General features: G+C 50.4%; 14 protein-coding genes. 3 read left to right on the forward strand and 11 right to left on the reverse strand.

Annotation, left to right across the window (positions count from 1 at the left end):
- Positions 1-57 precede the first annotated feature (57 nt).
- The 5 genes from N7E60_RS11805 to rppH form a co-directional block, all read right to left on the reverse strand.
- A complete protein-coding gene (locus N7E60_RS11805; protein ID WP_077480577.1) occupies positions 58-897 on the reverse strand; it encodes a thymidylate synthase in 840 nt (279 codons plus the stop codon).
- 85 nt (positions 898-982) lie between these two features.
- Entirely contained in the window at positions 983-1,786 is an 804-nt protein-coding gene (gene lgt, locus N7E60_RS11810) for a prolipoprotein diacylglyceryl transferase (RefSeq protein WP_269597569.1), read from the reverse strand.
- A 13-nt stretch (positions 1,787-1,799) separates the two neighbouring features.
- Positions 1,800-2,606 carry a sulfite exporter TauE/SafE family protein gene (locus tag N7E60_RS11815; protein WP_108743141.1) on the reverse strand — a complete coding sequence of 269 codons (807 nt, stop codon included), beginning with the start codon at positions 2,604-2,606 and terminating at the stop codon, positions 1,800-1,802.
- Positions 2,606-4,867: a phosphoenolpyruvate--protein phosphotransferase gene (gene ptsP, locus N7E60_RS11820; RefSeq protein WP_269597570.1), complete on the reverse strand. Its 2,262-nt coding sequence runs from the start codon at positions 4,865-4,867 to the stop codon at positions 2,606-2,608. The genes N7E60_RS11815 and ptsP overlap by 1 nt, the downstream gene beginning before the upstream one ends.
- Positions 4,868-4,885: 18 nt before the next feature.
- Positions 4,886-5,398, reverse strand: coding sequence for an RNA pyrophosphohydrolase (gene rppH / locus N7E60_RS11825; protein WP_069586557.1), 513 nt, complete (start codon positions 5,396-5,398; stop codon positions 4,886-4,888).
- Positions 5,399-6,029: 631 nt separating this feature from the next.
- On the opposite strand from rppH, the gene mutH reads away from it, so the two are divergent.
- Entirely contained in the window at positions 6,030-6,695 is a 666-nt protein-coding gene (gene mutH, locus N7E60_RS11830) for a DNA mismatch repair endonuclease MutH (protein WP_269598583.1), read from the forward strand.
- Positions 6,696-6,704: 9 nt separating this feature from the next.
- Here the strand turns inward: mutH and N7E60_RS11835 are convergent, their stop codons facing one another.
- On the reverse strand, positions 6,705-7,007 hold the full coding sequence (locus tag N7E60_RS11835) for a DUF6482 family protein (protein ID WP_077456307.1): 303 nt from the start codon (positions 7,005-7,007) through the stop codon (positions 6,705-6,707).
- Between the two features lie 139 nt (positions 7,008-7,146).
- On the opposite strand from N7E60_RS11835, the gene N7E60_RS11840 reads away from it, so the two are divergent.
- Positions 7,147-8,181, forward strand: coding sequence for an NADP(H)-dependent aldo-keto reductase (locus N7E60_RS11840; protein ID WP_096629878.1), 1,035 nt, complete (start codon positions 7,147-7,149; stop codon positions 8,179-8,181).
- A gap of 87 nt (positions 8,182-8,268) precedes the next feature.
- Here the strand turns inward: N7E60_RS11840 and N7E60_RS11845 are convergent, their stop codons facing one another.
- The gene (locus tag N7E60_RS11845) at positions 8,269-8,499 is read right to left on the reverse strand and encodes a hypothetical protein (protein ID WP_096629880.1); all 231 of its coding nucleotides are present in this window, start codon (positions 8,497-8,499) and stop codon (positions 8,269-8,271) included.
- 434 nt (positions 8,500-8,933) lie between these two features.
- Positions 8,934-9,830: a LysR family transcriptional regulator gene (locus N7E60_RS11850; protein WP_167314814.1), complete on the reverse strand. Its 897-nt coding sequence runs from the start codon at positions 9,828-9,830 to the stop codon at positions 8,934-8,936.
- A gap of 177 nt (positions 9,831-10,007) precedes the next feature.
- On the opposite strand from N7E60_RS11850, the gene N7E60_RS11855 reads away from it, so the two are divergent.
- Positions 10,008-10,436, forward strand: a complete 429-nt coding sequence (locus N7E60_RS11855) for a PACE efflux transporter (RefSeq protein ID WP_077640928.1) — start codon at positions 10,008-10,010, stop codon at positions 10,434-10,436.
- A 37-nt stretch (positions 10,437-10,473) separates the two neighbouring features.
- Here the strand turns inward: N7E60_RS11855 and N7E60_RS11860 are convergent, their stop codons facing one another.
- From N7E60_RS11860 to prfB, 3 genes are all read right to left on the reverse strand, one after another.
- The gene (locus tag N7E60_RS11860) at positions 10,474-11,811 is read right to left on the reverse strand and encodes a sigma-54-dependent transcriptional regulator (protein WP_077456317.1); all 1,338 of its coding nucleotides are present in this window, start codon (positions 11,809-11,811) and stop codon (positions 10,474-10,476) included.
- A gap of 230 nt (positions 11,812-12,041) precedes the next feature.
- On the reverse strand, positions 12,042-13,550 hold the full coding sequence (gene lysS / locus N7E60_RS11865; protein WP_269597572.1) for a lysine--tRNA ligase: 1,509 nt from the start codon (positions 13,548-13,550) through the stop codon (positions 12,042-12,044).
- Positions 13,551-13,576: 26 nt separating this feature from the next.
- A protein-coding gene (gene prfB, locus N7E60_RS11870) for a peptide chain release factor 2 (RefSeq protein WP_101494789.1) occupies positions 13,577-14,675 on the reverse strand; the annotation gives its coding sequence in 2 pieces (ribosomal slippage) (positions 13,577-14,599 and positions 14,601-14,675; 1,098 coding nt in all).
- Between the last annotated feature and the right edge of the window lie 19 nt (positions 14,676-14,694).

Raw genomic sequence — 14,694 nt, forward strand, 5'->3', positions numbered from 1 at the left:
GCATAAAAAAACGCAGCGGCTTGGCTGCGTTTTTGCTGATGAATGTGTCCTACATCATTAAATGGCAATCGGCGCTTTAATGGTGGGATGCGGGTCGTAACCTTCAATCTCAAAGTCTTCAATCTTGTAGTCGAAGATGGAGGCAGGTTTGCGCTTAATCGTCAGCGTTGGCAATCCTCGCGGCTCGCGCTTTAACTGCTCATACACAATCTCATCGGTCAGGTGATTGTGGTATAGGTGCACGTCGCCAAACGTATGGACAAAATCGCCCACTGCCAAATCACATTGCTGTGCAATCATATGCGTTAGCAACGCGTAACTGGCAATATTGAACGGCACACCTAAAAAGTAATCGGCACTGCGCTGATAAAGCTGGCATGAGAGCTTGCCATCGGCCACGTAGAACTGAAAAAGACAGTGGCAAGGGGCAAGGGCCATCTTACCCTGCTCCGCGTTCTCAGACGGGCTGACAGACTCGTCCGGTAAATCTGCGGGGTTCCACGCCGTAATGATATGACGGCGCGAATGTGGTTTGGTTTTTATTTGCTCCACCAGCTGCGCAATTTGGTCAACCGTCGAACCATCAGGACATGCCCATGAGCGCCACTGGGCGCCATAAACCGGCCCTAGATCGCCTTGCTCTGTCGCCCACTCATCCCAAATACGTACTTTGTTGTCTTGTAAGTATTGGATGTTAGTCTCGCCGTTAAGAAACCACAGTAATTCGTGGATAATGGCGCGGGTATAAAGCTTTTTGGTCGTGAGCAGTGGAAAACCTTCAGCAAGGTCGAACCGTAATTGGCGTCCAAACACTGAACGTGTACCTACACCCGTGCGGTCGCCTCTATCCGTACCATTGTCAAGAATATCCTGCATCAAAGCTAGATACTGCTTCATAGTGTTTCCTATCGTTGGACAAACAAAAGGCACCGCCCGCGGTGCCTTGGTGTGGTCAATAGTATATCTGATTACTCGACGTTAATCACCGAGCCGCAACAGAGCCTCGTCGGTACGACCAGACCATCATGAGCGCCCCAGCAACGATCATCGGCAATGATAATAACTGTCCCATGCTGAACAAGTCACCAAACAACCCAAGATGCGCATCCGGTTCACGGAAGTATTCGACGATAAAGCGGAAAGTGCCATACCCGACTAAGAATAATCCCGATACCGCCCCCATAGGACGAGAACGGCGAATAAACAGATTGAGGATCACAAACAACGCCACCCCTTCGAGTGCAAACTCATAAAGCTGGGAAGGGTGACGCGGCCAAGGACCGCCGGTGGGGAAAATCATCGCCCAAGGCACATCGGTAACACGCCCCCAAAGTTCACCGTTAATAAAATTGCCTAACCGTCCCGCGCCTAAACCGAAAGGAACGAGCGGCGCAATAAAATCAGCCACGGTGAAAAAATGACGTTGGGTTTTACGCGCATACCATGCCATGGACACGATGACGCCAAGCAAGCCGCCATGGAAGGACATGCCGCCAGTCCACACTTTAAACAAGAATAAGGGGTCGGCAACAAACGCATCAAATTGATAAAACAATACGTAACCGATGCGACCGCCCAGTACGACGCCAAGAAAACCCGCGAACAGTAAATCACTGACTTCCTCTTTGCTCCAACCACTGTTCGGTTTCGTAGCACGGTAATTGGCGAGCCATAGGGCAAACACAAAACCAACTAAATACATCAGTCCGTACCAGCGAATGGCAATCGGGCCAAGCTCGACTAATATCGGGTCTATCGACGGAAAGGTAATGTAACCTTCTGTCATGGATTCCATCCTTTTACTTCAACAACATGCTTGCGCCGACAATAACAAGAAAGCCAGCAAAAATACGTTTTATTTGCCGCGTCGGAAGCCTTACCGCGAGCGTGGCGCCAACGCGAGTCATCAACACGGAAGTCGACACCACACCCAGCAAGGCGGGCAAATACAAATATCCGACACTGAGTGCCGGTAAGGGTTCCGTCTGTCGCCAGCCCAACCAAACAAAACTTATCATCCCGGCCAACCCGAGCACGGCGCCGCCAAGTGCAGAGCTGCCAATGGCTTTGTGCATCGTGACCCCTCGCCAATGCAAGTAAGGGACGGTAAAGGATCCGCCGCCAATGCCAGCCAAGCTTGATAGCGTACCGATCAAGGTACCCGCCAGAGATATTCGCCATGGAGACGGTAAAGGGCGGAGGGTGACTTGGGGACGACTGAGCAACATTTGTATCGCCATGGTCAGCACGATGACGCCAAAGATACGTGGCAGCCAATCGGGTGGAAGTTTATCTGCCAATGAGGCACCTAATACGCCGCCTAGCATCATCCCTGGAACCAGAGCTCTGACCGCGCGCATATCCACATTGCCCATACAAAAATGGCGCCACGCTGAGGCGCTGGAGGTTAAGACAATGGTAGCCAACGATGTTGCCAGCGCCATCGGCATGACGATATCAGCAGACAGACCAAATAATGGCAGCAAAAAGCTTAACGCCGGCACCACCACCAAGCCACCGCCAATGCCAAGGAGTCCGGAGAGTGTGCCAACTAACGCCCCCAACAGCATACAAATAAACGCTAACAACAAGGTTGCGGTGGTGATCATCGCATACGTCCAATTTGAACCAGCGCATCCAAACCTTGTTCGGCTAAAAAGCCTTCCATCTGGGTACGGACCTGTCCGGGTTCACTCAAACTAAGCATCTGCTCGGTTTGCTTTTGTAAGCGCGGTAAGGAAAGACGACTGAGCAAGTACTTAATCTTTGCCACATTACGCGTATTCATACTCAATTGACGATACCCCAGTCCCACTAATAATGCCGCGCCCACCGGATCGCCAGCCAGTTCACCACATACGCTCACCGGCAATTGATGGCGATCACTGGTGGTCGCAATTAAACTCAGCGCATGAAGTACGGAAGGATGGAGCGCATCAAAGATGTTGGCGACGCGGGCATTGTTGCGATCCACGGCCAACAAATACTGCGTTAAATCGTTGGTGCCAACGGAAAGAAAATCGACTTCTTGCGCGATCCCATCGAGCTGATACAGCACAGAGGGTACCTCAACCATAATGCCAAGCAGCGGTTTCGCCAGAACTTCTCCCGCCAACTGTGCCTCTTGGCGTACTTCCTCAAACGCGCGAGCAATTAACGCTTTCGCTTCCAGCAATTCATTCACACCGGAGATCATCGGCAATAAGAGTTTCAAATTATCCAAACCCAAACTGGCACGCAGCATCGCACGCACTTGGATCAGAAAAATATCGGGGTGATCTAAGGTAAAACGAATGCCGCGCCAGCCAAGAAACGGGTTATCTTCATCGACACTCAAATAGGGTAATGGCTTATCCCCGCCAATATCCAAGGTGCGCATCACCACCGGTTTATCTGGGTAGCTGGCTAAAATCGCACGGTATTGTTTGACCTGTTCGTCCTCGGAAGGAAAACGGCGCTGCATTAAAAAAGGCACTTCGGTCCGAAACAAGCCCACCCCATCGACACCTTGGTTGATGGCGATGCTACTGTCGGCGCTCAAACCAGCGTTCAAATGGATCTGGATACGGGTGCCATCTTGACTTTTTCCGGGCGAGGCTAGTGCCGTATCTAAAGTCGATTGCAAACTGACTTCAGCTTGAACCAGCTGCTGATATTCCTTCAGCAAAGGTGCGGCGGGCTCAATCATCAACAGCCCTTTGTGACCATCCAAGATCACCGATTTATTGTGGAGTCTTGGCGCGGAAAAACTCACTCCCATCACCGCCGGAATGCCAAGTGCCCTTGCCAATATGGCCGCATGGGAGTTCGCCGCGCCCTCTTCGGCTACGACCCCCGCGAGTAGCGCACGTGGAATAGATGCCAGCATGCCAGCCGTCAGTTCACGGGCAAGCAAGACGATAGGTGACGAGATAGGTTGATGATTGCTTGAGGCTTCAGAAAGAAAATAGAGTAACCGCTGGCCGAGCTCCTTCACATCGGCAGCCCGAGCCTTAAGATAGGGATCATCCATGGCCGCAAAACGGGATGAAAAGGTTTCTACCGTTTGTCGGACCGCCCACGCTGCTTCGTCGCCCTGTTGGATACGTAGGGTCATATCCTCGCGCAGCATAGGATCGTTGAGCAAATGGACAAACAAATCAAAGATCGCCAGCGCTTCTTTTTGTAGCTCCTTATCAAAGCGTTTTCTAAGGCGACGGAACTCCACTGACGCATCATCTAATGCGGCATCTAGACGATCGAGTTCTTTTTGAACATGCAAACAGCTGGCCGGTGCAACGTCCTCTAACCGTGGTTGAGAATCATCACACCATGCATTCGCAATTCCTACCCCAGGAGATGCTGGAACCCCTTCCAACAACACGGGTGACTGTGACGCATTCAGCCATCCGCCTTTTGCATCTGCATGGGCAAACACTACGGCCAGTTGCGCGGCGAGCGTGACAAGAAACGACTCTTCACTTTCGTCAAATTGACGCGGCTGGTGTTGCTGCACGACCAGTACGCCCAGTACCGTTTTACGATAAATAATGGGCGTACCTAAAAAAGACTGGAAGGCATCTTCTCCTGTGGCAGGGAAAGGTTTAAACGCGGGATGCTCGCGCGCATGGGCCAGATTGATCGGTTCTGCGCGCTCGCCAACTAACCCTACCAAGCCTTCACCAAAAGACAGTGAGACTTGCGCGGCAGGGTCCAAGCCTTGGGTGGCCATCAGATCAAAGCTGGCTTGCTCGGGATTGGCAAGGTACACAGAGCAACACTCAGTGTGCATCGCAACACAGGTTTGCTGCACTAGGGTTTGCAGCGCCTGATGTAGATCCGCCGATGCGGCTACGCTCTGAACAATATTTCTAAGCTGTGTCAGCACCGGCTTCCTCCTTAAACGTTACCCTCGCTTGTTCCGACGTCGAGGCTTACGCTCCTTAAAAGGCATCGCTAACGGCGCAAACTCTTTCATTGCGCGGCGGTATACTTCGCGTTTGAAAGACACAACCTGACGTACCGGATACCAATAACTGACCCAACGCCAGCCATCAAATTCCGGGGTTCCCCCGCGGGACACATTCACTTTCGACTCATCGCATTCCAGCTTCAACAAAAACCATTTTTGTTTTTGCCCAATACAGACTGGCTTGGAGTCCCAACGCACCAAACGTTTCGGGAGCTTATAACGTAGCCAATGACGGCTAGTACCCAAGATGCGGACATCTTTTTTGGTCAGCCCTACTTCTTCGTAAAGCTCACGGAACATGGCTTGTTCGGGACTTTCCCCATCATCAATCCCGCCTTGCGGGAACTGCCATGAATGCTGACCATATCGACGAGCCCAGAGAACCTGACCGTGGCCGTTACATATTACTATCCCCACATTGGGACGATAGCCATCGCCATCAATCACTGGACGACCTCAATGATAAATCTCTACTGAGTCTGATTTTTTCACAAAAAGCCGCTAAGGGTAAACAAACATTGTGGATTAACCTGTGTTTTTGCGCACTCGTCGTCATCTGAGGATAACTCAGGGCCTAACAGGAAGTTATAAACATAGCAATGAGAGTTTGCGCACATTTATTCACGCTTTCTGTGGATAGATTTGTGAAGAAGCAACGAAAAAGTCTAAAACGTCATCAGTTCAAGATCAGTTAATCTGATTTATAATTAAACAAAAACAAAAATAACCCATATAAATCAGAATATTAAAAACATAAAACCCGGCAAAGATCCTTGTGGCGATCTTTCGATCATCCTTTGCACACAGATCGCTCAAAGATCCATCAGTTAGTAAATTATCCACATCGTTAGCGCAAAAATCCAACAATATCGTTAGTTACTCACCTAACACAGGTAAAAAGGGTACTGTATATATGATCATGGTCGCGATTTTTATACGCAACACTTATCTTTCTGTGGATAACTAAAGCGCCGCCAGATTGATCTTCACCATGAGGATCCTTGCGCCTTGCTCGACGCTTAACGATAATGCCGGTCATCTTATGCCAAACATTACCCGTTGCCGAAAAGCTATCTATATGCAGCCACCACAGTCCGAATCAGAACTCATGCAGCGTGCCGCTGATTTAGCCGGTTTTACGCTAGGGGAAATCAGCCACGAGCATGGGATCGCCTGTCCGGCCGATCTGAGCCGAGAAAAAGGCTGGGTAGGCATGTTGCTAGAAACCTGCTTGGGCGCGACGGCAGGAAGTAAGCCCGAGCAAGACTTTGCTCATTTGGGGATTGAGCTGAAAACGATCCCCGTTAACGCGCATGGCAAGCCACTCGAAACCACCTTTGTGTGTGTTGCGCCTTTGACGGGGATCAGTGGTGTACAGTGGGAACACAGCCATGTTCGGCACAAACTCTCTCGTGTCCTTTGGGTTCCCGTTGAGGGAGAACGCACTATCCCACTCGCAGAGCGGCGCATTGGCACTCCCCTGCTCTGGTCACCCAGTCGAGAAGAAGACGCGCAGCTGCGTGCCGATTGGGAAGAGCTGATGGATTTGATTGCCTTAGGACGGGTGAATGATATTACCGCGCGTCACGGCCAGTATTTACAGCTGCGCCCCAAAGCCGCCAACAGCCATGCACTCACCGATGCGTTTGGGGAAAAGGGCGAACCGATCAAAACCCTACCGCGTGGCTTTTATCTGCGCACCCAGTTCACCCATCATATTCTAAGCCGATTTTTCGTCAGCTGACCGAACGGCCTAGAAGCGTATCGGCATGTCCTCTTTGCAGGGCGGTTGATCACCGGTGGCGAACTCGTCGTAAGGGTCGAACAAGCGCAATACGCCCTGTTCAATTCCCAGCGCCTTTAAGCGGTCTCCCACTTGACCCACATTATCAAACTGCATCACTTCACCGGTGGCATCGTCACGCAAAGGTTCGAGGTGGTGTTTCACCTCCACTTCAACGGAATATTTCGCACCACCGGCGTGGGCCATCACATAACATTGGGGGCAAGAGCGCGGGTCAGCGCGCATCCATGCCTTAAGTTGTCCATAGTTCATGATGCTCTCCTCGTTGTGATCTTTATCAGTAAAGAGCAGGATCGGAGAAACTGTCAAGCAAGGCGCCACAACGCTTTTGCTGAGCAATAAAATTCTCTACTATGGAATGCCATAGGTCGATTGCAGACAAGGAGACAGGATGCAATACCACCGCCTGCCCCATTCCACCTTAGATGTCAGTAAAGTGTGCTTGGGCACCATGACCTTCGGTGAGCAAAACACCGAAGCCGATGCCCATGCGCAATTGGATTTTGCCCTTGAGCGCGGCGTTAATCTTATCGATACCGCCGAAATGTATCCGGTTCCGCCCAGCCAAGCCACCCAAGGCCGAACCGAGGCGTATATTGGAAGTTGGTTAGAAAAGTCGGGGAAGCGTGATCGTGTGATCTTGGCCACCAAAGTCGCTGGTCCACGCAACGTGCCTTACATTCGTGAGGATATGTCCCTCAATCGTCGCCACATTCATCAAGCCGTTGAAGACAGCTTATCGCGCTTAAAAACTGACTACATCGATTTGTATCAGGTGCACTGGCCACAGCGTCACAATAACTGTTTTGGCAAATTGAACTATCCGTATCAAGACGAGCACTCCGGCGTCACCTTGCTAGATACCCTGGATGCGTTAAATGATCTGGTGAAAGCCGGTAAAATCCGCTACGTCGGGGTATCAAACGAGACGCCTTGGGGCGTGATGAGCTATTTGCATTTAGCCGAAAAACATAGCCTGACGCGGATTGTATCGATCCAAAATCCCTATAATTTACTTAACCGTAGCTTTGAAGTTGGCCTGTCTGAAATCAGTCATCACGAAGGCGTCGAGCTACTTGCCTACTCCCCCCTTGCCTTCGGTGCCCTCAGTGGTAAGTATTTGGGCGGCGCGCGTCCCTCTGGTGCGCGTTGTACCTTACATCAGCGTTTTTCTCGCTATTTTACTGAAGCAGGACAAAAAGCGACGCAGGAATACGTTGAGTTAGCCCGAGCGCACGGCTTGGATCCGGCGCAAATGGCGCTCGCTTTTGTCAACTCTCGCCCTTTTGTTGCCGCCAATATTATTGGCGCAACCACGCTAAAACAGCTAGAAAGCAATATCGACAGCCTCAATATTATCCTCAGTGAGGACGTCCTCGCGGGGATTGACGATATCGCTACTCGCTATCCAAACCCTTGCCCTTAAACGAGAAACGGCAGCCTTATTGGCTGCCGCGCAGAGGGTGATTAGATAGGGCGGCGTTTGCTCGCAAACGCCGCTTTCTGGGGCCCATTACAGCCACCGCCATCGTCGTCGCCATGTCACAAGATAGCGTTTTGCCGCGAAATGCGTATTCACAGGCAACCCATCTTGAAAGTTGGCGGTGATACCAATATCACGCTGCAAATGATGGTTCAATGCAACATTGGCAACTCGATAACGGTTTGCGTTGGTGCGGCGCTGACGACGTGCGCCAATACGAACAACAGCTTGCGCTAATGGGTATAAAGATAGTTGAGTCATGATGGCTCTCCTTGTTGGTTAAAGGAGGCCACAGGCACAATACGTAGAGGTACTGCAATCTGGCCGCATTATGCCCGCGGCCAGTTACAATTGGTCGCAGAGTCAGATGTATAAGCGGGTATCTCGTGCGCAATGATTGGCACGACCCATCGCTGAGGCAAAGATGACACCCTGTTTTTGGCTCGGTATGTATGTCATGTTGCCTCCTAAATACACATGAATCTGCGTGACTTGAGGGTTTATTGTTCAATATCACGTCATTATATTCAATAACTTATTCGAATATTGTGCAAATTTAACGCAATGCTCTGCTATCATTTTTATCAACCTTGTATTTGCACTGCTCTGGTTAACAAGGCTGTGACATAAATAGATAATTATTCTGTTCCTATCTCAGCATCAGCCGTCACTTTCATTCCCTTCGTGCCCTAAACTCATCGAACGGGCGATAAGTAAACCTTTGAGGCAATAAGCTGTTGGCGCAACGCTTGCAGTGCTATCCCCATGGCCTGCTGAGGCAACCAAACCAAATCGACAAAAAGCTCCCAGCTATCTTGAGCAAGATCGGAAGGCAAAATCACTAACTCACCTTGTTGAACCGCCGTTTCCACCAGTGAGAAAGGCAGTTCCGCCCAACCAATCCCCGCCTCAACTAAACGCAATGCCACACTCAAATTTTCTGTTCGCCATGCACTGTCTGCATATTGCCAACGCGGCGCCGCGTGCCTATCTCGTCCGGCTACCACAATTTGGCGATGCTTCACAATTTCCGGCCAATCAAAATGCGTTAACCGCGCGAGTGGATGCTGAGCACTGCAAACCGCACACATTCGCATCATCTCAAGATTATGAAATTCAAAAGCTGTCGGCAGCTGTTGTTCCTGAACCAGTAGCCCTAATTGCGCGCGCCCTTGCTCAAGTAAACTAATCACATCCACATAAGCGGCAGTGAGAATTTCAATTTCGACCTGTGGAAATTGCTGTTCAAACGCCGCCAGACGCGCAGCAATACTGGGCGAGATCGCGGCAGACTCTGCAGCAATGGTGAGACGGGTTTCGACTCCGGTTGCAAACGCATCGGCGCTGGCTTGAAGACGCTGCATTTCGGTTAAAATTCGCTTCGCTTTGCCCAGCAGTGCCTCACCTTGCTCTGTCAGCATCGGGTAGCGCCCTTGACGATCGAATAACGTTACCGCCCAATCAATCTCTAGATTCGCGACCGCGGTGCTGACCACAGATTGTGCTTTACCCAGCTTTCTCGCCGCCGCAGAAAAGGAGCCAGTCTGTGCTGTCGTCACAAACGCGGCTAATTGATCCAATGAAAACGCCATCAAGCTCTCCCGAGAATTGTCATCTATCTATTTATACGATAGTTACTAACTTAGAAACATCGATTTTACCTATACAATAGCCCAGAAGATCGATAGTAGGCGAAACGGAGTCTTCTCCCTAGCGTCGCCACTATCGGTCGCGAATAACGTAAATTGATTGTGTTGTATGAGGTTGTAATGCGAACAAAAGCCGACCGCTGGCGTCATGCCATTGGCTTTGAATTAATAGGCCTAATTCTAGTGGTAGTCGGGCTCAATTTTATATTGGGGGCTGATATCGGCCACTTGGGGGTGATGGGCGTGCTGTTTTCCGTGATCGCGACGGGTTGGAACTATGTGTATAACATCCTGTTTGATAGAGCCATGCTCGCGATGCGAGGCAGTGTCCTCAAAACCCTGCCAATCCGAATCCTGCACGCCGTGCTTTTTGAAGCTGGGCTTTTGGTGGTCACCATTCCGTTTATTATGTGGTGGCTCTCGATGACCCTTTGGCAAGCCGTGGTGATGGATTTAGGTATGGTTGTGTTCTACTTGTTTTACGCCTTTGTCTATAACTGGGTCTATGATCAAGTCTTTCCGATCCCTTCCCATTCTCCCCAAGCGTAATGGTCAGGCTGCACGGAAGCAGCCCAGCTCAATCTTTCTATTGACGAAACGTGCGAGGGGTCGGGATCAAGTTATGTTTGTTGAGCAAGCGATACATGGTGGCTCGCGACACGCCCAACTCTCTCGCCGCTGCCGACACCTGTCCTTTGTTCGACTCAAGTACCGCAATCAATGCATCGCGCTCTGACTCTTCGCGTATTTTGCGCAGACTTTGTTTATAGTCCCCTTGGCGAGGTAAATCGAGATGTTCCGCTTCGATGACCAAGTGATCGGCAAGAAGCACGGCCCGTTTGACTTGATTGATTAACTCCCGCACGTTCCCCGGCCATGAATAGGCGCTTAATACACTCTTGGCTTCATCTGAAAACGTTCGCGCTTGGGTATTATATTGACGGGCAAATTTGAGCAGAAAATAGTCGGCTAAGTCAGTAACATCGGCTTGCCTATCTTTCAACGACGGCATGTTAATACGCAACACATTCAGCCGGTAATACAGATCTTCGCGGAACAATCCTTCAGCGACCCGCTTCTCTAAATCCATATGGGTTGAGGCGATAACACGCACATCCAGATCACGATTGTACTTGTCGTGATTGATATCCAGCATCCCCTCTTGCAATAAATGCAACAAATGGCTTTGTAAGTGCAGCGGTAAGTCACCGATTTCATCAAAAAATAAGGTGCCTTTGTGGCATTGGCGTATTTTTCCCGGCGTCTCGTCATCACCCAATAACTCTTGCTGCATTTGCTCGTCGGCCAATGCCGAGCATTTAATCGACTCAAACGGGCCTTTGGCGCGGGTAGAGGCGTTATGAATCGCCAGTGCGACCAACTCTTTACCTGTCCCACTCTCACCGGCCACCAGCACAGACACATCGGTCGGCGCAACACGTCGCACCTGATCTCGCAGCTTTTTCATCGCAGGGCTTTTGCCTTCCAAGCCCATATCACTGTGATCGCCCAAGTGGGGCCACACCTGACGCTCCAAACGCAGCATCCCCAATTGGTGACCAATGGTGCTCATCAACTGTGAGTTCGGCACTGGCGAGGTGAAGTAATCAATGCAAAAGCTGACAATAAACTGGCAGATTGCTTCATTCCCCAATTGCTCTTCACGCACCAAGGCCAACCAACGCACTTGCTTGTTACGGTTAACCATAGACGCGACGCCATTGAGGCTAAAATCATCGTGGCTTAAGTCAACAATACCAATACAAGGGCCAATGTCTTGCAGCAAAGATTGTGCTGCCCGCAAGTCATAACAACGATGACACCGCCAGCCTGCTTGTTCCAGGGTTGCTATCCAAGGCTCATACGGGCCCCCGACGACCACCAATGAGCTCAAGTTTGTTTCACTCCCTGTGTGTAATCCCATAACCTCTGCCTTACATCCAGTCTGTGATACTGCGGAAGAACCAAAATCCCATTATAAGGAGGCTCAGTCCTGATTCTGTCTCAATAAAGAGACATTGAGTAGGTCAGAATACGTATAATTTTAGTCACTCGTCGCAAAAAGCAGCATAAAATAAGGCTTTTAGCGCGGGCATGATTCCGCTGATAGAAAAAAAGCGGCTCGAAAGCCGCTTTTTCATCAAACCTAACGATTTAGCCGTTTTGCTGTGGGCGCATCGCTGGGAATAGAATAACGTCACGGATGGTATGCGTGTTGGTAAACAGCATCACTAGGCGATCAATACCAATCCCCTGTCCTGCCGTTGGTGGCAAACCATGCTCAAGCGCGTTGATGTAGTCTGCATCATAGTACATAGCTTCATCGTCGCCCGCGTCTTTCGCTTCCACTTGGGCTTTGAAGCGTGCGTCTTGATCTTCTGCGTCATTCAGCTCCGAGAAACCGTTCGCCACTTCACGACCACCGACAAAGAACTCAAAGCGATCGGTTACAAACGGATTGTCATCGTTGCGACGTGCCAGTGGTGAAATATCTGCAGGATACTCAGTGATAAAGGTTGGCTGAATCAACTGAGGCTCAGCGGTTTCACCAAAGATTTCTTCCATCAGCTGACCGGCCGTCCAGAATGACTCCACACTGATCTTTAGTGATTTAGCAATCGCCGCGAGGTGATCACGGTCTTGCGCATTCTCGTAGGTCAGTGCTTGGATCTCAGCATGATCAGGGTTGTACTGCTTGATCGCATCCAGCATGGTCATGCGTGGGTATGGACCGGCAAAGTTAATTTCATGCTCGCCATATGGCATCACAGACTGCCCCAGAACCTCGAGAGCAACACGCGATAGCATGTCTTCGGTCAAGTCCATCAGATCATTGTAATCCGCGTACGCCATATAGAATTCCATCATAGTGAATTCTGGGTTATGACGAGGCGACAAGCCCTCGTTACGGAAGTTGCGGTTAATCTCGAACACACGCTCAAAACCACCCACGACCAAACGCTTGAGATAAAGCTCTGGCGCCACACGCAAGTACATATCAATGTCTAGCGCATTGTGGTGAGTGATAAATGGACGTGCGGTCGCGCCCCCAGGGATGACATGCATCATCGGGGTTTCTACTTCCATAAAGTGTTTTTCTACCATGTAGTTACGGATAGCAGTCACTACACTGGAACGGATTTGAAACGCCTGACGCGATTCTTCGTTGACGATCAAATCTACATAGCGCTGACGATAGCGCAGCTCTTGATCAGCCAAGCCATGAAATTTTTCAGGCAATGGACGCAAGGCCTTGGTCAGCAACTGGTAGCGCTCCATATTGACATACAGATCGCCTTTGCCGGATTTGTGCAGCGCACCGTGTACACCAATGATGTCACCGATATCCAAGCCGTGGTATTCGGCTTTCAGTGTCTTTTGAACGTCTTTAGAGGCATAGGCTTGAATACGGCCCGAGACGTCTTGTACCACCAAGAAAGGACCACGTTTCGCCATGATACGGCCTGCGATGGTCACTTTATGATCGAGCGCTTCTAGCTCAGCTTTTTCTTTTTCGCCAAATTCAGCTTGTAGGTCCGCAGCAAGGTGCTCGCGACGGAAATCATTCGGATGACCGTTCGCCTTGCAGTTTTCACGGATGTGATTCAGTTTGGCGCGACGCTCGGCTATCAGCTTATTTTCGTCTTGTAACTGGTCAGTCATAGAAAACCCTTTACTCAAAGTCGTGATTACAGGCCAGATTTGAGGCTGGCTTCAATAAATTTATCCAAATCGCCGTCAAGTACGGCCTGTGTATTGCGGTTTTCAACCCCGGTACGCAAGTCCTTGATGCGTGAGTCATCCAGCACGTAGGAACGGATCTGGCTTCCCCAGCCGATATCTGACTTCGCGTCTTCGTTGGCTTGTTTTTCCGCGTTTTGCTTTTGCAACTCAAGCTCAAACAGTTTGGCGCGAAGCTGCTTCATCGCTTGGTCTTTGTTTTTATGCTGCGAACGGTCGTTCTGGCACTGCACCACCGTATTGGTCGGCACGTGGGTAATACGGACCGCAGACTCTGTGGTGTTAACGTGCTGACCACCCGCGCCAGACGCGCGATACACATCAATGCGCAGATCGGCAGGATTGATGTCGATGGCAATATCATCGTCAATTTCAGGGTAAACAAACGCAGACGCAAACGAGGTATGGCGGCGACCACCCGAATCAAACGGTGACTTACGAACCAAACGATGCACCCCGGTTTCGGTACGTAACCAACCGTAGGCGTATTCACCTGTAATGCGCACGGTGGCAGACTTTAAGCCGGCGACTTCACCTTCAGACACTTCAATGACTTCCGCTTTAAAGCCTTTCGCATCGGCCCAACGCAAGTACATGCGTAACATCATGTTGGTCCAATCTTGCGCTTCTGTACCGCCGGAACCGGCTTGCAGATCGATATAGCAATCTGACGCATCGTGTTCACCGGCGAACATACGGCGAAACTCTAGCTTCTCAAGCTTGGCTTCTAAGTCGGCAAGCTCTGGCTCGACTTCATCAAAGGTTTCTTGATCGTCTTCTTCAACGGCGAGCATCAAAAGCTCGTTAACATCCTCACCACCTTGGGTGAGTTGGTCAATGGTTTCAACCACAGCTTCCAGCGAGGCACGTTCTTTGCCCAGTGCTTGTGCGCGCTCAGGTTCGTTCCAGACGTCTGGTTGTTCTAATTCGGCATTAACTTCTTCTAGACGCTCTTTCTTGGCATCGTAGTCAAAGATACCCCCGAAGAACATCGGTGCGTTCAGCGATGTCCGCGAGGCGGTTTTTGATTGGATTGATCTCAAACATGGTCAAGCATCTTCATTAT

It is taken from the genome of Salinivibrio proteolyticus, assembly GCF_027286365.1.
Classification (GTDB): domain Bacteria; phylum Pseudomonadota; class Gammaproteobacteria; order Enterobacterales; family Vibrionaceae; genus Salinivibrio; species Salinivibrio proteolyticus.